Origin of the sequence: Arthrobacter sp. B1805 (assembly GCF_002929745.1) — a bacterium.
Taxonomy (GTDB): Bacteria; Actinomycetota; Actinomycetes; order Actinomycetales; family Micrococcaceae; genus Arthrobacter_D.
The window spans coordinates 1-20,508 of the sequence record NZ_PJIQ01000006.1 but is presented as its reverse complement, the minus strand read 5'-3'; the positions used below and the strand labels follow the sequence as shown (position 1 = coordinate 20,508).

At 68.9% G+C, this 20,508-nt stretch carries 18 protein-coding genes and 1 pseudogene; 14 read left to right on the top strand and 5 right to left on the bottom strand.

What is annotated here, in order from left to right; all coding sequences use genetic code 11:
- Nucleotides 1–45 precede the first annotated feature (45 nt).
- Entirely contained in the window at nucleotides 46–5,064 is a 5,019-nt protein-coding gene (locus CXQ96_RS18990) for a fibronectin type III domain-containing protein (RefSeq protein WP_219816113.1), read from the bottom strand.
- A 318-nt stretch (nucleotides 5,065–5,382) separates the two neighbouring features.
- Here CXQ96_RS18990 and CXQ96_RS08215 point away from each other — a divergent pair, with 318 nt between their 5' ends.
- From CXQ96_RS08215 to CXQ96_RS08195, 5 genes are all read left to right on the top strand, one after another.
- Entirely contained in the window at nucleotides 5,383–6,303 is a 921-nt protein-coding gene (locus tag CXQ96_RS08215; RefSeq protein ID WP_104117570.1) for an AEC family transporter, read from the top strand.
- 120 nt (nucleotides 6,304–6,423) lie between these two features.
- Nucleotides 6,424–6,771, top strand: coding sequence for a hypothetical protein (locus CXQ96_RS08210; RefSeq protein ID WP_146070840.1), 348 nt, complete (start codon nucleotides 6,424–6,426; stop codon nucleotides 6,769–6,771).
- Nucleotides 6,772–7,013: 242 nt separating this feature from the next.
- Nucleotides 7,014–8,216: an MFS transporter gene (locus CXQ96_RS08205; RefSeq protein WP_181036401.1), complete on the top strand. Its 1,203-nt coding sequence runs from the start codon at nucleotides 7,014–7,016 to the stop codon at nucleotides 8,214–8,216.
- A gap of 323 nt (nucleotides 8,217–8,539) precedes the next feature.
- Nucleotides 8,540–10,165: a BCCT family transporter gene (locus CXQ96_RS08200; RefSeq protein ID WP_104117567.1), complete on the top strand. Its 1,626-nt coding sequence runs from the start codon at nucleotides 8,540–8,542 to the stop codon at nucleotides 10,163–10,165.
- Between the two features lie 52 nt (nucleotides 10,166–10,217).
- Nucleotides 10,218–11,267 (top strand): alcohol dehydrogenase catalytic domain-containing protein, encoded by a 1,050-nt coding sequence (locus CXQ96_RS08195; RefSeq protein ID WP_104117566.1) that lies wholly within the window; start codon nucleotides 10,218–10,220, stop codon nucleotides 11,265–11,267.
- Here CXQ96_RS08195 and CXQ96_RS08190 read toward each other — a convergent pair.
- A complete protein-coding gene (locus tag CXQ96_RS08190) occupies nucleotides 11,264–12,298 on the bottom strand; it encodes an NAD(P)-dependent alcohol dehydrogenase (RefSeq protein WP_104117565.1) in 1,035 nt (344 codons plus the stop codon). The two genes, CXQ96_RS08195 and CXQ96_RS08190, sit on opposite strands and share 4 nt — an antisense overlap.
- A gap of 97 nt (nucleotides 12,299–12,395) precedes the next feature.
- Here CXQ96_RS08190 and CXQ96_RS08185 point away from each other — a divergent pair, with 97 nt between their 5' ends.
- Together CXQ96_RS08185 and CXQ96_RS08180 are read left to right on the top strand one after the other, a co-directional pair.
- Entirely contained in the window at nucleotides 12,396–12,968 is a 573-nt protein-coding gene (locus CXQ96_RS08185) for a TetR family transcriptional regulator (RefSeq protein ID WP_104117742.1), read from the top strand.
- Nucleotides 12,969–13,007: 39 nt separating this feature from the next.
- Nucleotides 13,008–14,000, top strand: a complete 993-nt coding sequence (locus CXQ96_RS08180) for an acyl-CoA thioesterase (RefSeq protein ID WP_104117564.1) — start codon at nucleotides 13,008–13,010, stop codon at nucleotides 13,998–14,000.
- A 32-nt stretch (nucleotides 14,001–14,032) separates the two neighbouring features.
- Here CXQ96_RS08180 and CXQ96_RS08175 read toward each other — a convergent pair whose 3' ends face one another.
- Entirely contained in the window at nucleotides 14,033–14,341 is a 309-nt protein-coding gene (locus CXQ96_RS08175; RefSeq protein WP_104117563.1) for an MmcQ/YjbR family DNA-binding protein, read from the bottom strand.
- 46 nt (nucleotides 14,342–14,387) lie between these two features.
- A complete protein-coding gene (locus tag CXQ96_RS08170; protein WP_104117562.1) occupies nucleotides 14,388–15,641 on the bottom strand; it encodes an amidohydrolase in 1,254 nt (417 codons plus the stop codon).
- Nucleotides 15,642–15,850: 209 nt separating this feature from the next.
- Here CXQ96_RS08170 and CXQ96_RS08165 point away from each other — a divergent pair, with 209 nt between their 5' ends.
- Nucleotides 15,851–16,630, top strand: a complete 780-nt coding sequence (locus CXQ96_RS08165) for a hypothetical protein (RefSeq protein ID WP_104117561.1) — start codon at nucleotides 15,851–15,853, stop codon at nucleotides 16,628–16,630.
- A 23-nt stretch (nucleotides 16,631–16,653) separates the two neighbouring features.
- On the opposite strand, the gene CXQ96_RS08160 is transcribed toward CXQ96_RS08165, so the two are convergent.
- Nucleotides 16,654–17,283 (bottom strand): SGNH/GDSL hydrolase family protein, encoded by a 630-nt coding sequence (locus tag CXQ96_RS08160; RefSeq protein ID WP_104117560.1) that lies wholly within the window; start codon nucleotides 17,281–17,283, stop codon nucleotides 16,654–16,656.
- Nucleotides 17,284–17,517: 234 nt separating this feature from the next.
- Between CXQ96_RS08160 and CXQ96_RS08155 the strand changes: the two genes are divergently transcribed.
- The 6 genes and pseudogenes from CXQ96_RS08155 to CXQ96_RS08135 form a co-directional block, all read left to right on the top strand.
- Nucleotides 17,518–18,168, top strand: coding sequence for a nucleoside/nucleotide kinase family protein (locus CXQ96_RS08155; RefSeq protein WP_219816111.1), 651 nt, complete (start codon nucleotides 17,518–17,520; stop codon nucleotides 18,166–18,168).
- Between the two features lie 157 nt (nucleotides 18,169–18,325).
- The gene (locus CXQ96_RS08150) at nucleotides 18,326–19,183 is read left to right on the top strand and encodes an SDR family oxidoreductase (protein WP_104117558.1); all 858 of its coding nucleotides are present in this window, start codon (nucleotides 18,326–18,328) and stop codon (nucleotides 19,181–19,183) included.
- A gap of 94 nt (nucleotides 19,184–19,277) precedes the next feature.
- On the top strand, nucleotides 19,278–19,409 hold the full coding sequence (locus CXQ96_RS18985) for a MerR family DNA-binding transcriptional regulator (protein WP_308662673.1): 132 nt from the start codon (nucleotides 19,278–19,280) through the stop codon (nucleotides 19,407–19,409).
- A gap of 9 nt (nucleotides 19,410–19,418) precedes the next feature.
- Entirely contained in the window at nucleotides 19,419–19,718 is a 300-nt protein-coding gene (gene soxR, locus CXQ96_RS08145; RefSeq protein WP_308662671.1) for a redox-sensitive transcriptional activator SoxR, read from the top strand.
- A gap of 43 nt (nucleotides 19,719–19,761) precedes the next feature.
- Nucleotides 19,762–20,283: a flavin reductase family protein gene (locus CXQ96_RS08140; protein ID WP_104117557.1), complete on the top strand. Its 522-nt coding sequence runs from the start codon at nucleotides 19,762–19,764 to the stop codon at nucleotides 20,281–20,283.
- A 31-nt stretch (nucleotides 20,284–20,314) separates the two neighbouring features.
- Nucleotides 20,315–20,508 (top strand): annotated as a pseudogene (locus tag CXQ96_RS08135) (superoxide dismutase); the annotation flags it as partial.

Sequence of the window (20,508 nt, the reverse complement as noted above, 5' to 3'; positions counted from 1 at the left end):
GGACGTCGAACGTCCGGGCCCCTGCGGTGTCCGTTGTGCTCGCCGTCAGCTGCCGGTGACCCGGAGCGCCTCCCAGCCATGGAGTGCACCGTCGCCGGAGTACACGACGACCTTGTTGTTGCCCGGGCGGGTGTCCGCGGGCGTAGTCACGGTGACCTCGCCGTCGTCGGACGCCTGCCGCCAGCCGAGCCCCGAGCCGTTGAGGTACACGTAGTACCACTCGCCCGCTTCGAGGTTCTCCAGCGTTACCTCGCTGGGCCCGCGGCCGAACTTCTCGCCCGCGAGACCGAGGTCGACGCCGGTGGCGTCCTTGAGGTCCTTCGCTCCCGCGGGGCCCGGCACGAAGGACGGCTCCGGGTTCACGAGTTCGCCCGGCCCTGTGTCCTCGCCCGTGTAGGAGATGCTCGGTGCCGCAGGCTCCTGCATGTCCTTCCCGAGGAAGTAGGAGGTGTGCGGCGGCTGGTTGTACGCGGTGTTCTGCCACGCCACGCCCAGCCGGTACACCGGATCCGACTGCAGCGTCCTGATGCGGTGATCGGTGACGTCGACCGTCGTCGCGATGCGCAGTGCGGACGAATCGTCGGTGCGCGTCATGATCTCCTCGCGCCAGTCACCGAAGAGGTCCGCCTGCAGGGCGGGGTTCGCCTTCGTGGTGTTGTTGCTCAGCGTGCCCTCGGCCCGGTAGATCTCCTCGGACTCCTGCGTGGCAGGGTTCCACTTCGAGATGGTCGGGACTCCGGCGGCCGCCGCCGCATCGTAGTCGTTGTCCGTGATCTCGCGCAGCAGGTCGCCGTCCCACCAGGTGACGAAGTTCGCCGCCGGAATCTTCTCCGACAGCAGTTCGCCGGAGGACGAGCGGAGCTGACCGACCGGCGAGTTGTAGGCGGCGTCCCCGCCGATCGCCCAGCCCTCCGCGCCGGGGTGGTTCGGATCGATGTCAGCCATGGCCGCACGGCCGGTGTCGCGGGCGGCAGGGATGGACCAGAGGATCTCACCCGTCGCGGCGTCGCGGTAGGTCGCACCGCGGTTGCCGGAGGAGTTCATGTCCTCGTGCGCCGCGAAGACCTCGAGACCCGGGTTGGTCGGGTCGAAGTCGGAGACGTGCAGGGCGTCGCCGTGGCCGAGGCCCGTGGTGTACAGCGCCTCGCCGTCGTCGTCGATGGTCATGGACCCGAAGACGATCTCGTCCTTCTGGTCCCCGTCGACATCCGCCACCGAGAACTCGTGGTTGCCCTGTCCCCGGTACTGGCTGCCCGACTCGTCGGAGTCGAACGTCCAGCGCGAGGTGAGGTTGGTGCCGTCGAAGTCGAAGGCGGCGATCACGGCGCGGGTGTAGTAGCCGCGACTGAAGACGACGCTCGGCTTCTCGCCGTCGAGGTAGGCCACGCCGGCCAGGAAGCGGTCCACGCGGTTGCCATAGGTGTCGCCCCACGATCCGACGGCGCCCCGGGCCGGGACGTAGTCGATCGTGTCGACCGCCGCGCCCGTCGCGCCGTCGAACACCGTGAGGTATTCGGGGCCGCTGAGGACGTAGCCGGAGGAGTTCCGGTGGTCGGCCGCAGGGTCGCCGATGACGGTGCCCGCGCCGTCCACGGTGCCGTCGGCGGTCTTCAGGGTGACCTCCGCCTTCCCGTTGCCGTCGAGGTCGAAGACCTGGAACTGCGTGTAGTGCGCGCCGGCCCGGATGTTCTTCCCGAGGTCGATACGCCACAGGCGCGTTCCGTCGAGCTTGTAGGCATCGATGTAGACGGTCCCGGTGTAGCCGGCCTGCGAGTTGTCGCGGCTGTTGGTGGGATCCCACTTGAGGATGACCTCGTACTCACCGTCGCCGTCGACGTCGCCCACGGAGGCATCACCGGCCTTGTAGGAGTACGGCTGGCCGTCCTTGGTGACGGCGTCCGCTGGCTTCTCGATCGGGACGTCGAGGTACTGCTGGTCCCAGACCGTGAAGTCCTCGGTGGCCCAGCGCTCGACGCCGTCGACGACCTCACTCACGCGGTACACCGATTCCGCCGAGCCCTCCTTGTCGAGCAGGTTCGTGCTCGCCGTGACGGGGGAATCCGTGACGCGCTCGCCGTCGCGGTAGACGTGGAAGGCGATGCCGTCGTCGTCCAGGCCGAGCATGCGCCACCCCACGTAGACGCCGCCCTCGCTTTGCACCGCCACGGGTGCCCGGTCCAGCCGCTCGGCCTGGCGCTGCAGCGTGGTGGCCGCCGGAGAGGTGATCGTCGAGGACCGCTCGGAGGCGCCGCCGGCGTTCACGGCAGCGACTGCATACGTGTACTCGATGGTCGTGAGGACATCGCGGTCCGTGTAGCTCGCGCTGTCGGCCCGGCCCACGGCTTCGAAGTCGCCGAGCGTGCCGTCGGCCTTCGGCTCGGCGCGGTACACCTGGTAGAACAGGGCTCCGTCCGACGGCGTCCAGTTGATCGTGACGTCGTTCTTGTTGACGGCGCCGAGTGTGAGCCCGGTAGGCACGGGTGCCGTCGGGACGTCCGGATCCACCGTGGTGAGTACCAGCGCGTTCGACGCGACGGACTCGGTGCCCCCCGCTGCGAGGGCCACGACGGTGTACGTGTACTCGAGCCCGACGTCCGCCGTCGTGTCCGTGAACGCGGTGTCCTTCGTGTCGCCGATCGCGACCAGCTCCCTGGAGCCGGACGCCGTGCGGTACACGCGGTAGCCCGCGGCTCCCTCGGCCGCCTGCCAGGTGAGAGACACGGCGACACCGGCCCCGTCGATGCTGAGGTCCGTCAGCGCGAGGTCCGACGGCGCCAGCTGCAGCGGCGTGATCTCGATGCCGTTGAGGCGCGACGACGTCCCCGTCATCACGAGGTTGAGCTGGCCGTCGGTGACGAGGACGGGCTCGCTGGTCTTCTGTGCGACGGCGGCACGGCCGGCGTTGGCCGATCCGAAGTCCTTGCCCTCGAGCTGCACGTTGGAGCGGCTCGTGCCGATCCAGTCACCGCTGTACGTCCTCACGGCGTAGGAGCCGTTCGGTACGTCGACGGCGAAGTCGTGGCTCGGCGTCGGCAGCAGGAAGTCGCGCTCGAGGTCCGTGGGCGGCGGCGTGAACGCGATCCCGCGATCCCGACCGGCCAGTCCCGTGGTGTTGAGGAAGCCCCAGCCACGCTGTGCCGAGTAGGCGCTCGTCTGGTTGACCTCGGTGTAGCCGGGCATCACCGGCGATCCGGCCTGCTGGACGTCGAAGCGGTGGAGGGGCGACTTCGTGGCGACGCGCACAGCCGCGGACGGGGCCGACTCTCCGCGCCCGTTGACGGCGACGACGCGCACGTCGTACTCCCTGCCTTCAGCAAGGCCCGGCACGGCCGCCTGCGGAAGGGTCGAGGTCGCCACGAGGGCGTACGCTTCGTCCCCCGTCCCCGCGTCCTTCCTGAACACGCGGTAGATGTCCGCGCCCTCCACGGCGCCCCAGGTGAGCTGTGCGGTGGAGTTGGAGACGCTCGCGACGACGACCCCGGCCGGAGCTGCCGGCACTGCCGCCGGCGGTTCGGCTTCCTCGACCTCGGCGGCCAGCGGGATGTCGAGCCCCGCGACGCCGTCGGCGACCAGGCGGGCCATCTGGATGGCGCCGTACTCCTGGAAGTGGGTGTCATCCACCGTGCCCGTGGGCCTGCTCGGGTAGACGCCGGCCGGGACGTGGAGGTAAACCGACTTGGCTGCCTCCGCTCCGATCTCGTCGAGGTAGGCGCGGCTCGATGCCGCGAGGTCGACGATCGGCGTGCCGGTCTCCGCGGCCAGCTTCTGCACGGCTTCGACGTAGGCGGGGAAGGACACCACGGCCTTGCCGTCGGTCCCGAACGCCCGTCGGGACACCGGGGTGACGAGCACCGGCGTCGCACCGCGCTGTTGCGCGCCGTCCACGTACGTCCGGAGGTACTCGTAGTAGTCGGCGGGGGCGGCGAAGCGGTCGTCGACACCGTAGCTGTTGTCGTTGTGGCCGAACTGCACGAACAGGTAGTCCCCCGGCTTGATGCCGCGGAGCACCTCGTCGAGGCGGCCCTGGCTAATGAAGTTCTTGGAACTGCGGCCGCCGATCGCCCGGTTGTCCACGGCGACGTCGTCGTCGAGATAGCGGTCGATCATCTGCCCCCAGCCCGCCTGCGGTGCGACATCCGACCGGTACGTCTGTACCGTCGAGTCACCCGTGACCCAGACCGTCGGCGTCGGGGCCTGTGCGCGGTCCGCCTGGCGCTTGATGGTCAGCGCGTTCAGGTTGGCCGCCGTCCCGGCGAAGTCGAGGTTGAGCTGGCCGTCGACGACGGCGATGTCGAAGGACATCTCGAGGTACTGCCCTGCAGTGCGCGCCGTGGGCTGCACCTTGGTCATCTGCTCGGCCACGATCGCGATGTCCGTCGCGCCCGCGGCGTCGCCGGCCGTGAGGCCCACGGTGTAGTCGCCATTGGGGAGATCGACGACGAGATCGGTGTCGCCGACCGTCACGAAGTCGGAGCGCGTGGCGTCCGGCGTCCCGCGGTCGGTAGCCGTGACCTCCGACGGATCGACGAATCCCGCCCGCGAGGTGGCGCCATAGGCGGACGATGCGTCCAACCGCGCGGCGCCCGGCGCCAGCGCACCGGAGCCGAGGTCGAACGTGAGCAATCCGCCGTCGGGCAGCGCGGGCGGGTTGTTGTAGAAGCTCGACGCCGTCGCGGCGGACGGAGCGGTGATGCCGTCCGTTCCACGTGCCTGGACACGGTAGAAGTGCGGCGTCGAGGTGTCGACGGACGGATCGGTGGCGAAGACATCACCGCCGGTCTCCGCGACCTGCACGTAGTCGCCACCCACCGAATCCGCCCTAGAGATGACGTAGCCGGTGGCGCCCCGGACCTCGTTCCAGCGCAGCATCACGGACGTCTCCGTCACGCGTGCCATGCGCAGGTTCGTCGGAACGGGAAGCGACGACTGTGCCTCAGCGGCGGCGGGTGGAGGCGGTGGATCGAGCGCGAGCGCGGGTGTCCCGGCGACGGAGAGACCGAGGATCGTGACCCCGGCGAGAAGCGGGGAGGTGAAAAGGGCGCGTTGGAGACCGGATCGGGGCATGGGGAGGTACCTTCTCGTTTCGTCATTGAAAACGGTGAGCGGGATCGACTGCCCTTCCGGATGCCGGGTACGGCGGCGTCCGGAGCAGATCAGCAGCGACGTCCCGTCAGCCTAACGGTGCTCGCGACAACTAATCAATGCTTTTGGGAAAACGCTTGCCGCTTCAGGCGGAGTCTGCCATGTGGCCTGTCGAGGCCCGCTATTGTCGTCCTCCGGACCCCGCTTGCCCGGTGGGACCTGGTGCGTCCTGCTTCCACCGCAGGACGCACTAGGTTCTTAAGCGGTGCTATCGGTCTCGACTGCACGGAGGGAGGACGCATGCTCGGAGTGCTGGGTGGTTTCGCCGTCGTCGGCGCCGTGATCCTGGTCGGTTACATCGCCGGGCGCCTCGTCATCGGCGGACCCCAGGCCGGAGCCGCGCTGAACCAGGTGGCATTCTTCGTGACCAATCCGGCCCTGCTGTTCACCGTCCTCGCGGACGCCGACCTCGGCTCGGTGTTCTCGGAGTATGCGCCGATCGCCCTCATCTCCTCGCTGGGCGTCGCCGGCGTCTACGTGCTCATCAGCAGGTTCCTCTTCCGCCGGGCGGCAGCCGAAACGGCGATCGGCGCCATGGCGAGTTCCTACGTGAACGCCAACAACATAGGCATCCCCATCACCGTCTACGCCCTCGGCAACGCGGCCCTGATCGCTCCCGTACTCCTCGTGCAACTCCTCCTCCTGGCGCCGCTCTACCTGACGATCCTCGACCTCACCTCCAGCCGGAAGCCCTCCGTGCTGGCCGTGCTCACCCAACCGTTCCGCAACCCGATGATCATCACCTCGCTGCTCGGCGTCGCCGTGGCCGCGACCGGGATCCGGCCGCCCGCGCCGGTGTGGGACTCCCTCACCCTGATCGGCGGCGCCGCGGTTCCGATGGTGCTGATCTCCTTCGGGATGTCCCTGCCGGGGAGCAGACCGCTCAGGCGCAGCCCGGACCGCCTCCAGGTGCTCACCGCGACGGCGCTCAAGACGGTCCTCATGCCGGTGGCCGCCTACCTGACCGCACATCATCTTTTCGGGCTCGACGGCGAGAGGCTGCTCGGCGCAGTCGTCGTGTCCGCCCTGCCCACCGCCCAGAACGTCTTCATGTTCGCCACTCGCTACGGGCGCGGCATACCGCTGGCCCGCGACTCGGTGCTGTTGTCCTCGGCCCTGGCGATTCCGGCACTGATCGTGGTCGCCGCCCTGCTCGCCTGACCGGCGGGCGACCGCGCGGGGTCCCCCGTCCGAGCAGTAAGCCGCCTGCTTGTTCCCTGCGTGCCCTGCCCCTACTATCGAACGGTTGCCGTGCGGTTCACGGTCAGAGATTGGATGGCCATGAAGAGCAGGATCACCCCGGACGAACCGTTCCCCGCCGACCTCGGTCGGCTGAGGGACGAGGATGTCGAGATCCTGAACAGCAAGGTGCATCGCGAGATCGAGCACGAGGTCGCCGAGGACGGCGAGGTGGCCACCGAGACGGAGTTCCGGAAAGCCGAACTGGCCGAGGAACTCGACGACCGCGAGGACGGTCCGCGCCTGACGCTCGTCCCGCAGCACGCGAACCCGGAGGACTCCGCCGGAACCAGCGGCGAGCCGGCCCCTGGCGCCCAGGAGACAGCAGCGCCGGGCGAGCGGACCGAGACGGCGCCCAGTCGCTTCGCCTTCGACGCGGAGCGGAACTGACGCCGGTTCACCGCGCCCTGCAGGCCGACTTCCCGCGCGCAGGGCGTCATCTGGAGCCGGGCGGCTCCCACCGGGGGACATGACGCCGCAGGAATGACATGGGAGCCCGCGGTGTTGGCGCAAGGGTCAGGGCGATCATTAGTCTTGACCGCAGTACGCCCTTCGGATTTCAACGGTGCAGCCGGGGCGACGACCGCCGGAATCCCCATGATTGGTATCCCTTGTCTGTTTCCTCCTCGCCGGTGAAGACCACCGCACCGTTCCCCTACATCGGGCTGCTGTCCCTTGCGGGAGCGATCTTCGTCTCCGTGACCAGCGAATTCCTTCCCACGGGACTCCTCCCCGCCATGGCGCGTGACCTCGACGTCAAGATCTCTACGGCGGGTTACCTCGTGACCATCTTCGCCGGCACCGTCGTCATCGCGACCACTCCACTCGCTGCCGTGACGCAGCGGTATTCACGGAAGTCGCTGATCGTCGTGGTGCTGCTCGTCATCGCCGTGGCGAACGTCATCGCGGCGATAGCGCCCACCTACGGCGTGCTCGTGGCGGCCCGCATCCTCGGCGGGCTGGCGCACGGCCTGTTCTGGGCCGTCGTGGCAGCGTACGCGGCGCACCTCGTCCCCGCCCACCAACTCGGCAAGGCCGTGTCCATCACCGCCGGCGGCGGGACGGCGGCGTTCGTGCTCGGCGTGCCGGTGGGAACGGCCATCGGCAATGCGCTGGGCTGGCGTGCGGCCTTCGTCATCATCGGGGTAGTGGTCGCCGTCCTCGCCCTCGTGATCGTGAAATTCCTGCCACCGGTCAACCACCACGTGGAACGGAAGGCCGGAGAGGAACGCGTTCCCCTGTACCGGGACCCGAGCTTCAAAGCCGTGCTCCTGCTGTGCACCGTGATCCTGATCCTGCTGACCGGCCAGAACACCTTCTACACCTACATCGCCCCCTGGCTGACGGACGTCTCCTCCTTCGAGCAGGGATCCGTCGCCCTCGTCCTGTTCCTCTACGGCGGTGCGGGGATCATCGGGCTGGTCGGTGCCGGGTACGCCTCCGACCGTTTCCCGCGCAAGGCGTTCGTCGGCGTCGTGCTGGTCGTCATGGCGGCAGTCCTCACCCTTGCGCTCGCCACCGCCAGCACCGTGGTGGTCCTGATAGCCGTCATCGTCTGGGGCGCGGCGTTCGGCGGCATCCCCGCGATGCTGCAGACCCGCATGCTGCGCACCGCGTCCTTCCGGACCCGCGATCTCTCGGCCGCGCTCCAGACGACGGCGTTCAACGTGGGCATCGGTGGCGGCGCCCTGCTCGGCGGACTCCTGCTCGACGGCATCGGGCTCGACGTCCTCCCGTTCGTGATGATCCTCCTCGTCGCGATCGGTCTCGGACTGAGCCTCGCCACCGACACCGTGAAGGACCGGCGGGAGCGCCACCAGCTGCGCGCGAGCTGATCCGTCGGCCGCTCCGGCCCCGCACCGAGGGCCCGGGCTGCGTGCTTGGTCACAATCGGACCGTCGGATGCAGCGGCCGCAACCGCTGGAAGCGGTCACCCCTCGGCGTGGCTTGCAGCACCCCGAGTGGCGCCGACTGCACGCCGGCGGGGCAGAGGATTCGCCGGGGATAGAGGGAAGCAGGCGCCCTGCGCCCGCTCGGGCGGAGGCCGCCGGCGGGTCGGACCCGGACGCGCGGAAGCAGCAGCGGATGGTACCGGCAAGCAGCATCCGGGCCGAATTGCGCCACGCCCGGCTCGTGCGCCGCGCGTATCGTAAGCCCTATGTCTAATTCCACCGAGCCCATTCAAGGATCACCGCCCAGCGAGGACACGCCCTTCGAGGCCCCTCCCGGAGAGGCACCCGCGAAGGCCGCGCTGGACAGGCCCGTCCTCTTTATCTCGCTGTCGATCGTCATCCTGCTGATGCTCGCGGCCGTCATCTTCCCGACCGCCTTCTCCGATGTCACCACCGCGGTGCTGAACGGCCTCGTCTCGAACTTCGGCTGGGCCTTCGTCCTCACGGCAACCGGTTTCGTCGTATTCGCGCTCTTCCTCGCCTTCAGCAAGTACGGGCGCATCCCCCTCGGCAAGGACGGCGAGAAACCCGAGTACTCCCGCGCATCCTGGATCGCGATGATGTTCAGTGCCGGCATGGGCATCGGTCTCATGTTCTACGGCGTGACCGAGCCGATCACGCACTACCTCACGCCCCCCGTGAACGGCATCGAGCCCGCCACCTCCGAGGCGGCGCGCCAGTCGATGAACTACACGCTCTTCCACTGGGCCATCCATCCGTGGGCCATCTACGCCGTCGTCGGTCTGGCGCTCGCCTACTCGGCCTTCCGCAAGGGACGCGGCACCGGCTTCAGCGGCGCCTTCACCGCACTGTTCCGGGGCCGCCCCACGCCCAAGGGCATGCGCGCCATCGACGTCTTCGCGATCTTCGCAACCCTCTTCGGATCCGCCACCTCCCTGGGCCTCGGCGTCCTTCAGATCAACGGCGGGCTCACCAAGGTCTTCGGAGTGGGCAGCAGCCTCGGTCTGCAGATAGGACTGATCGCCCTGCTGACGGCCTGCTTCGTCCTGTCCGCCGTCAGCGGCATCAGCCGAGGCATCAAGTGGCTCTCCAACGGCAACATGATCCTTGCCCTGGCCCTGCTGTTCTTCCTCTTCGTCGTCGGCCCCACGGTCTTCATCCTGGAACTGATCCCGGCATCGGCGGGCAACTACCTCATCAGCCTGCCCCAGATGTCCTCGCGCACCGGCGCCTTCGGCGGACACGAGTGGCTCGCCGCCTGGACGATCTTCTACTGGGCATGGTGGGTCTCGTGGACCCCGTTCGTCGGTTCCTTCCTCGCGAAGATCTCGCGCGGCCGCACCATCCGCGAGTTCATCATCGGGGTCGTCGCCGTTCCGAGCCTCATCAGCGTGGTGTGGTTCGGCGTATGGGGCGGCTCGGCGCTCAACCTCCAGAACAATGGCGTCGACATCGCGGCGGCGAATGCCGAGAGCCAGGAGTCAGCGATGTTCGCACTGCTGGCCGAGTACCCGCTGGCCTCGGTGACCTCGATCCTCGTGGTGATCCTCGTCGCCATCTTCTTCATCTCGGGAGCGGACGCCTCGTCGATCGTCCTCGGATCGCTGTCCTCCTTCGGCGCGGCCGTGCCGCGCAAGTGGCTGACCATCATGTGGGGGGCCCTGACAGGCGGCGTGGCCGCTATCCTGCTGTCGGTCGGAAGCCTCCAGGCCCTGCAGACACTCACGATCATCGCCGCGGCACCGTTCCTGCTCGTGATGATCGGGCTGTGCGTGGCGCTCATGATGGACCTCTCGAAGGACCCACTCATCACCGGAGCCCGGCGCGCCGGCTCGCGCACTGCGCGCACGGCAGGGCAGCTCAGGTCCTGACACGACAGGCCTGAATGGTCCGGGCGGGGAATCCGCGAGGCAGAATGGTGCGATGCGCGCTGTCTGGTTCGACGAATTCTCCGCCCGTCCCGTTCTCAGGGACGTTCCCGAGCCCACCCCTTCGCGGCGAGGCGTCGTCGTCCGGGTGGAGGCGACCGGCCTGTGCCGCAGCGACGTGCACGGTTGGCTGGGGCACGACGACGGGATCGCCCTCCCCCACGTCCCCGGCCACGAACTGGTCGGCACCATCACCGCGCTCGGTGACGAGGTCCGCCGCTTCTCCGTGGGTGACCGCGTCACCACTCCCTTCGTGTGCGCCTGCGGGCAGTGCCCGGAGTGCGCGTCCGGCAACGGTCAGGTGTGCCGGAACCAGACACAGCCGGGCTTCACGCACTGGGGCTCGTTCGCCGACTTCGTGGCCCTGCACGACGCCGACACCAACCTCATCGCCGTGCCCGCCTCTTTGGACAGCGGCGCAGCTGCCCTTCTCGGCTGCCGGTTCGCCACGTCCTACCGCGGGCTCGTGCACCAGGCGCGCCTCGAACCCGGGGATACGCTCGTCGTGGTGGGCTGCGGCGGGGTAGGACTGAGCGCCGTCATGATCGGCGTGGCGCTGGGCGCGGAGGTGGTCGCGGTCGACGTCGATCCTGCGGCGCTGGAGCGCGCCGCCCGCTTCGGCGCCGTCAGCACCGTCGACTCGGCCTGGATGTCCCGAGCCGCGGTGCTACAGGCCCTGGCGAATGCGGCACCCTGCGGGTTCGACGTGTCCGTGGACGCCCTCGGCCGCGAGGAGACCGCTGCAGTGGCGATCCTCTCGCTACGACCCCGCGGCCGCCACGTGCAGATCGGCCTCTTCCCGAAGGACCCGGTGATCCCGATGGGCGCGGTGATCGGCAAGGAGCTGTCCGTGCTCGGCAGCCACGGGATGCCGGCGCAGGACTACCCGGGCCTGCTCGACCTCGTCGCCGACAACAGGTTGCGTCCGCAGGACCTGATCGAGCGGACCATCCCCCTCGCGGACGTCCCCGATGCCCTCGTCGCCATGGCGGACGACCGTTCGGCAGGTGGGGTGACCGTCGTCGACCTCGTATCCGGTTGCTAGGCCTTCATGGCGAGGACGAACCGGTAACGGACATCGTTGCGTCGGAGCCGCGCGAGGGCCTCGTTGACCTCGGCCACGGGCACCACCTCGACATCCGCGGTGATGCCGTGGTCGCCGCAGAACTCGAGTAGTTCCTGAGTGGCCCTGGTTCCGCCACTGCCAGCCGAGGCGATGCTCTTGCGCCCTATCAGCAGGGCCATCGGATCGAAGTCGAGCCTCTCCGGGATGCCGAGGCTGCAGAGCGTCCCGTCCATCGCGAGGACTCGCAGGTACGGCGTCATGTCGTGGGGAACGGACGCTGTGTCGAGGATGAGATCATGCGTGTCGTGCTGGGCGCTCATCGCATCACTGTCGTTCGACAGAACGACATCGTCTGCCCCGAGCGCGTAGGCAGCATCCGCCTTCGACGGCGACGTGGTGAAGACGGTGACCCGCGCACCAAGCGCCTTCGCGAGTTTGACCGCGAGGTGACCCAGACCGCCGACCCCCACGACTCCCACCCGTGTGCCCGGTCCGACCTGCCACCGGCGCAACGGCTCCCACACCGTGACTCCGGCACACATCAACGGCGCCACAGCCGCAGCGTCGAGGTGGGGCGGCACTGCGTACGCGAAGTTCTCGCGCACCACGTAACCGGTGGAGTAGGCGCCCTGGGTCGGCAGTCCGTCATGCCGGTCCGAGCCGCCGTAGGTGAGGGTCGGGAAGGCGTGGCAGTAGTTCTCCTGATGGGCGAGGCAGGCGGTGCAGGCCCCGCACGAGTCCACGATGTTCCCTACTGCCACCATGTCCCCGACGGCGAAGCGCGTCACCTCGCTGCCGATCTCCGCCACCCTTCCGGTGAACTCGTGGCCCGGCACGAGCCGAGCCGGACCCTGCGCGGCCGAGTCGACCGCATCCAAATCGCTGTGGCACACACCGCAGTAGTGGACGTCGACCGCGAGGTCGTCGGGACGGAGCTGTCGTCGCTCGAAGGCGTAGGGCGCGACGCCGTCGCTGCCCTGCTGCGAGGCGTAGCCGGTGATCTGTCTCATTCCTGCTCCTCAAGTAAACCAACCGTTTGGTTGGTTCCGTCACCCTACCCCTTCCCCCGCCGCGAAGTAACTACCTGGTTGGATTAGAGTGGGCGGCATGGGCAACAGCGATGCGACCAAGCGGCGGATACTCGACGCCGCGACCGCGGAATTCGCCCGTTCCGGACTCGCCGGGGCTCGTATCGATCGCATCGCTGCTGCAGCGCAGGCCAACAAGGCGCTGCTCTACGCCTACTTCGGCAACAAGGAGCAACTCTTCAGCGCCGTCCTGCAGGACAGCCTCCGTGCCATCGTGGACGCCGTCCCGATCGATGGCGAGAACCTGCCGGGCTACGCCGTGCGCCTCTACGACGACTACCTCGCACATCCCGTCGTCGTGAAGCTCGCGGTCTGGACCCGGCTGGAGCGGGCCCCGTCCGGTGGGCTGGGACCGGAGATCGGCACGCTGGACGAGGCGAAGTTCGCATCGATCGCCTCCGCTCAGGCGAAGGGCCTCGTCGATCCCGGAATCCCGCCGGCCCACCTCTTCTCGCTGGTGATCGCGCTCTCCCTGACGTGGTCTCCTGTCAGCACCACTATCGCTGCCGCGCCGGACGATCCCGAATCGGAGCACGAGGAGCGACGTCGACTGATCCGTCTGGCCGTCGGGCGACTCGTCGCCCCGGGGTAATCAAGTATCACCATGTCCCTGTCATGGTGATACTTGGTCATGGACGAACACCCGGCGCTTCCGGCCCAGACCCCCTCGAACGCCGTCACCCTGAGGTTCCTGGCCTCTCCCACCGATCTCGGGCACAGCGGCTCGGTGGACGCCGGAACAGTGCTCGAGTGGGTGGACAAGGCGGCGTACGCGGCAGCGGTCGGCTGGGCCAAGACCTACTGCGTGACGGCCTATGTGGGCAACATCCACTTCGCCGACCCGGTGGTGGTGGGCGATCTCGTGGAGGTCGAGGCCACGATCGTGCACACGGGCACGTCCTCCATGCACATCCGCACCGTGGTCTCGTCCGGTTCCGTCTCCGGGAACGACGGCGGGAAGCGCAGCGAGTGCCTCGTGATCTTCGTGGCCGTGGGACCCGACGGAAGGCCCGTGCCCGTCCCCGCCTTCGTGCCGGCCACGGATGACGAGCGGCTGGAGAGCGAACACGCGGTGGCGCGGATCGGCGTCCGCAAGGAGATCGTCGAGGAGATGCGCCGACAGGAGTACACCGACGCGGGCACGGCGGAACGCACCGTCCTCCGGTTCCTGGCCGCACCCACCGACGTCAACTGGGGCGGCAAGGTGCACGGTGGAACGGTGATGGACTGGATCGATGAAGCGGCCTACGTCTGCTCGACGCGGTACTGCGGACTCGACACGGTGGCCGTCTTCTCGGGCGGCGTCCGGTTCCTCAAGCCACTGCGCATCGGGGACGTCGTCGAGGTGGAGGCGCGCCTCGTCTACACGGGTCACAAGGGCATGCACGTGGCCGTCCATGTCCGCTCGGGGAGCCCGACGTCGCGGGAGATGGCCCTGACCACCACGTGCCTGACCGTGATGGTCGCGCGCGACGACGAGGGCACCGCTGTCCCGGTGCCGCCGTGGGTGCCGCGCTCGGAGGAGGACCACCGGCTCCACGAGCATGCCCGGAACCTCCTGCTGATCCGCAGCCGCGCGCCCGGAGCGATCCTCCCCACCCATCTTCGGGTGGCCACCGGCTAGGAGGCGCCGGTGGGTGGACCCTTCGTCGGCCTTCAGGACCGGTTGCGCCCGGCGATCCGATAGGACTCGTCGATCAGTTCCGTCAGCTCGCCGAGGTCCACCGCGCCGAGCCGGACGAGGACCAGCGCTTCGTACCGCTCATGGTGTGGATGGACGAAGAAGACGGCCGGCTGGGTAGCGATCAATGCGTCGCGCTCGGCGGTCTTGACGGTCAGGACGGCGTCGTCCCACATTCGGGCGAACAGCGTGCGGCCGAACCACGCGGGCCTGTTCCAGCTGAGCCGCTCGGAGGCCCCGGGCAGTGCGAGGCATACCGACCGGACGTCGTCTTCGCTGACCATTCCCCAACCCTCGCACCGGCAGCCCCTCCGGTCCAGTGGTCGTCGTTCAGCTTCTGAGAAGGCGTTCGAGCAGGTCGACGGCGAGAACCAGGGCGTCCTCGTCGACGTCGAACCGGCGGTGGTGGTGCGGTGCGGGGTTGGAGGCACCGACGAAGATGTAGGTGCCCCAGCCACCGGCCGCCTGGACGTCGCGGATGAGCAGGTGTGCGTCATCGCTTCCACCGCCGGAGGGACCCTTGGGGGTGAAGGTCGTGATGCCCGGAACGCCGGCGGCCGCGCGGGCGACGTCCTCGAGCAGCCCGTCGTCCGGCTGCGAGACCGCGGCCCGTCCGTAGGCTTTCGTGGAGACGGTCACCCCGTACATCTGCCCCGCTCCCTGGACGGCTGCCTCCGCACGGTCGTTGAGACCGTCGAGGACCGCGTTGGACGTCGACCGGGTCTCGTAGGTGATGGTGGCACGTGCGGGGATGATGTTGGCGCTGCCCTCGGCGTGGAAGGTCCCGACGTTGACTCGGGTGTCCGCCTCCGCGAAGCGGGTGAGTCCGAGGATCGCGAGGGTCGCCTGGGCGGCGGCCGCGAGGGCGTGGCGTCCCTTCTCCGGTGCTGCCGCCGCGTGGGCGGCCTCGCCGTCGAACGTGGCTTTCCACTTGGTGGTCGCCATCGCGTCCGTGACGCCGCCGACCACCGTCCCGGTCGGCAGGTCTCCACCGAGGTGGACCGCGAGCATACGGTCGACGCCGCGCGTGACCCCGGCGTCGATCATCGGTTGCGCCCCGCGGACACCCTCCTCGGCTGGCTGGAACATGATGCGCACGCGGCCCGGGAAGTTCCCGTCGCGCAGGCGGTCCGCGAGCGCCAGGCCGATCGCTGCGTGGCCGTCATGGCCGCAGGCATGCATACACGGCGTGGTGGAGCGGAACCCTCCAGCCACCGGGGCATGATCGGTGGCGGTCTCCTCGTCGACCGGCAGGGCGTCGATGTCCACCCGGAGTCCCCACGTCGGCCCTGCCCGGTTCCCCTCCAGCTCCGCGATGATCGCAGTGCCGTGCTCCTGGAAGTAGGCGACATCCTCCGCCGATGCTCCGGCTGCGACGGCCCGCCCGCCCCACTCGTCCTTCTCGGCCTGGGTCGGCGGGAGCGCGATGCCCCCGACGTCGATCGCGCCCCTTCCGGTGATGGCGCGCACGCCCATCCCCGCCAGTTCCGCGAGGATCAGGGAAGCCGTCCGGTACTCGAGGAACCCGGGCTCGGCGTGGGAATGGAACTGGCGGCGGAGGGCAGTGATCGTCTCGGGTCTCATGGTTCGACCCTACGCACCGCCCGGCGACGGTGGCGCTACCGCATCCGGCGGCAGCAGTCGCCACCGCGAGTGATCACGCCGGCATAACGATGAGCGCACGAATCTGCATCGATCGGGCGGTACCGGCAACAATCCCGTTGCGATGCTGTTCCTCACCCCCGGAGGAACAGCATCATGGGGCGATCCAGCCGCGTTTCGAAGGAGTAACCATGCATCGATCAGCTACGTCCGCGCTGTTTCCGTCCGGGGCCTTGTGCCTCGCCGTCGTGCTCGCCTCCTGCAGTTTCCCTGGCTCGGGCACCGCGGGCGGTGATCCGGACCAGGAAGCCGACGTCGTCACGGCGACCTCGTCCGCGCCGACGCCCACATCGACCCAGTCGCCGTCTCCAGCACCCTCCCCGTCCCCAGCTACGCCACCGGCATCAACGGCGTCAGCGAACCCGGTCGCAGACGGGGACTGGGCGACCTACACGACGACGGACGGGGGTTTGTCCTTCGATCACCCGTCCGGCTGGTCGGTGGCCGTCTCCCCGGATGCACCTGCCCAGGGCGCTTCCGTCATCGTCACGGACGAAGCCGGTCGACAACTGGCAACCCTCCGGACCAATCTGGTCACCGGGGCAGTATGCCCGGCGGAACTTCCGTATGCCCTGCTCGATTCGGAGCCCCTGCCGGCGCTGGCACAGGGACCGGACGCTCCGAGGTTCGTCTTCGAGGGACGCACGGATCCCGCCGTGGCAGATCCGGTGGCCGCATCGACGCTCGCCTACGGCATCACCTCCGCCCCTGAACCAGCGGGACCCACGGCCTGCCCCATCTCCCACTTCTTCACGTGGCCGCCGTCCGGGGCTGCCTTCGGAGGCACCTACGATCCGTTCGAGGTGTATCCAGGCAAACCGATGCACATCGACACTCCGCAGACCTACATGGAGACGGAGGAGTACCGGGATATCAGGACGATGATCACCTCGCTGCGTCCTGCGGGCTAGCAGGCCGTGACCTGATGGGAATTTCAGCCCGCGATGACGGCCGAGTGCCTGACGGTCGGCTCGGGCAGGAGGAATGCGCGGATGGCTGCCGTGATCTTGCTGCCGCCCTGCACCGACGGTTCGATCGGATTCGCGTAGTCGCCGTCGTCGTCGCACACCAATCGGAGGTCGACGACGGACACGCCTCGCGCGAAGGCCGCCCGGGTGATGCAGTCGTTGAAGAACGCGAGCGCCGTGCGGATGACCCTGTAGGCCGGCTCCGAGCTGGGCGTGTCGTAGATGGTGCAGACGGCGACGGGCAGACCCATGGCGACAACGCGGTCGAGCATGGTCGCGTAGTCGTGGGCGAAGGCCTGCTGCGCGGCATGGAACGCGAGAAGTGCTTCGGGCACGCTCCCGACGGGCCGCTGCAGCAGGTGGCTGTGTCCGAGGGCGTCGTTGCCGCCGACGCTGACCACGAGGTGGGTGGCATCGGCGGGCACGGAGCGCAGCTGGCGGGCGACTCCGGTCGTGATGTCACCATCGACCGCCAGCAGGGTGGCGGACCAGTCCACCGGCAGGATGTCCCGCAGCTGCTCCACGACGTCGGGCCCCCCGCCGACATACCGTTTGTTGTCGAAGATGGAGTCCCCCAGCAGCACCGCGTGTCCCATTCGCCCTCCCGGCAGGTATCGCTCCATCCTCGCGGAGCGCCTGTCCGGCCCTCCAGCCCCGCCCTCGGGCAGGTAGCGCTTGCGCCGGTCCCGCGCTCGTGCTCCCGGCCAACTGGTGGCGCCCGTCGGGCAAATTCGTGCGCGCTTTCCCTGGCGCCTCCCGGCATGATGGAGCTGGAATGCCTGCCGGGCAGCACGGCAGGACGGGACCGATGCGTGGCGAGGGACGGCGGCATGGAAGCACAGCAGATCCGGGATACCGACGCGCTCCGCCGGCTCGTGCCGCGCTCCGCGTCAGGGCAGCGCATCCTGCTGGGGGTCGTGGGGGCGCCGGGCGCAGGAAAGACCACTCTCGCATCCGCACTGGTGGCCCTCGATCCCCGAGCGTCGGCGCATGTCCCCATGGACGGCTTCCACCTCGCCGACCAGGCCCTGAACGCACTGGGGCTCCTCGGACGGAAGGGCGCCCCCGAGACGTTCGACGCACACGGCTATGCGGCACTGCTCGCACGGGTCCGGCGGAATCCCGGTCATGTCGTCTATGCCCCGGCCTTCGAACGCACCCTCGAGCAGCCACTGGCCAATGCTCTGCCCGTTGCGCCATCGGCAGCCCTGGTCGTCACCGAGGGCAACTACCTCCTGCTCGATGCCCCGGGCTGGCGTGAAGCCAGGGAGCAGCTCGACGAGGTCTGGTTCGTCGACGGCGACCAGGAGGTCCGCCGTCGTCGCCTGGTCGACCGCCACATCCGCTTCGGCAAGGACGCGCGCGCCGCGGAGGAGTGGGTGCAGCGCGTCGACGAGCCGAATGCCGCGCTCGTCGGGGCGACGAGGAGTGCCGCGGACCGCATCGTCGACCTGTCCCAGTGGCAGCCGGCCGAGTCATGACACGCCGCAGGACGACCTGCCCTGATCAGGTCCGCCCATAATTCTCCGCTTCCCGCGCAGTCCGGACCCGTCACCGGGAAGTGAATTCGCCCTCGCCCGGTTACGCCTCGTAGACGCACCGCCCAGGTGCCCGATCCAACCCACCAGGAGGACACACATGACCATCGTCATCACCGGAGCCACGGGTCACCTCGGCCGCCAGGTCGTCGAGCAGCTGCTGGCGCGCGGCGTCGATCCCTCGACCATCGTCGCCGGTGGACGCAACGAGGAAGCCCTCGGCATGCTCGCATCGCACGGTGTCCGTACCGCGCGCGTCGACTACGCGGACGCCACCACGCTCGACGCCGCGTTTGCGGGGGCCCACAAGATCCTCCTTATCTCGGGCAACGAGGTGGGGCAGCGCTCCGTCCAGCACAAGGCCGTGATCGACGCCGCCCGCCGGGTGGATGCCTCACTGGTCTACACGAGCGCACCGAAGGCATCGACATCGGCGCTCGTCCTCGCGCCGGAGCACAAAGCCACCGAAGGACTTCTCGAGGGCTCGGGACTGACCTACACGGTGCTCCGCAACAACTGGTACACCGAGAACTACGACGACACCATCCGCCAGGCGGCCTCGACGGGCGCGATCCTGACGAGTGCGGGTGACGGCAGGGTCGCGAGCGCGACGCGCAGGGACTACGCAGAAGCGGCCGCCGTCGTCCTGCTCTCGGACGAGTACACGGGCGAGATCCTCGAGCTCGGCGGCGATGAGCCCTGGACCATGGAGGAGCTTGCAGCCACCGTCTCGGACGTTGCCGGCAACCACGTCACCGTCAACCAGGTCTCGACCGACGAGCACATCGCGGCACTCAAGGGCTTCGGACTCGACGAGGGCACGGCAGGCTTCGTCGCCGCAATCGACGCCAATATCGCGGACGGACTCCTGGCCGAGAGCGACGGCACGCTCTCCCGCATCATCGGGCGCCCGACGACGCCGCTGAAGCAGTACGCCATCGAGCTGCTGGGCAAGTAGCTGATGGCGTTCGCCGTCGCCCCCGCCATCGACGTCGCCTCGCGGCCTACGCTGGCACGACGACGGCGGTTCGCCGCAGCAGGAAGGAGCGCTCATGCCGAACGACCCGGATCTCTCGGTGGGGCAGGTGGCCGCGCGCAGCGGCATGAGCGTCTCCGCGCTGCACTTCTACGAGCGCCAGGGCCTGATCCACAGCCGAAGGACCGCTGGCAACCAACGCCGGTAGGACCGCTCGGTGCTGCGCAGGGTAGCCGTGATCGCGGCGGCGCAGCGCGCTGGTATCCCCCTCGCGACGGTCGCCACCGCCTTCGCGGAGCTCCCGAAGGACGGCGTGCCGGACCAGGCGGATTGGCAGCGGCTCTCGGCGACCTGGCACCAGGAGATCGACAGGCGCATCGCCCAGCTGGAACACCTCCGCGACCGACTGGGCGGGTGCATCGGCTGCGGGTGTCTTTCGCTCGCGACCTGCGGCTTCGTCAACCCGGACGATGCCGCGGCATCGAAGGGCATCCGCTCGACGCTGCTCGACTCCTGACCGATTTGACCTCAACCTTTGTTCAGGTTCTAGCGTTGGAGGCATGACGATCCCCACCGGGCACGCCGCCCCCACCGCAGAGCTCTTCAAGGATGCGTTCCGCACGCACCCTGCCGGCATAGCCGTGATCACGGCGCAGGGGCCCGACGGTCCGGTCGGCCTGACGGCGTCATCGGTCTCCTCGGTATCGGCGGAACCACCTGTCCTGGCCTTCTCGGTGTCGACGGCGTCGTCGTCGGCCGCCGTCCTCGTCGCTGCGGAGACCCTGGTGGTGCACCTGCTCGGCGCGGAGCAGCTCGACATCGCACGCCTGTTCGCCACGCGGGGGGCAGACCGATTCGGCGGAGCGGTCGAATGGCAGCCGCTCCCGACGGGCGAGCCGCTCCTGACTGACGCACCCTGGGCCCTGCGCTGCCGTATCCTGCACCGACTCCCCATCGGCGGATCGATGATCCTCGCCGCCGAGGTCGTAACGATTGAGCAGGCCAGGAGCGACAACGCCACCCCGCTCGTCTACCACAACCGTTCCTACCATCGCCTGGGCGACCAGTCGATGGTGGGCTGAAACCACCGCCACACCGAACGAGGAGCACCACATGAGCGAATACGTACTGCCGGATCTTGACTACGACTACGCGGCCCTGGAGCCGCACATCTCGGGCCGGATCATGGAGCTGCACCACTCCAAGCACCAGGCCACCTACGTCAAGGGCGCCAACGACGCCCTCGCGCAGCTGGCAGAAGCCCGCGCGACAGGCCAGTTCGGCACCATCCCGAAGCTCTCCAAGGA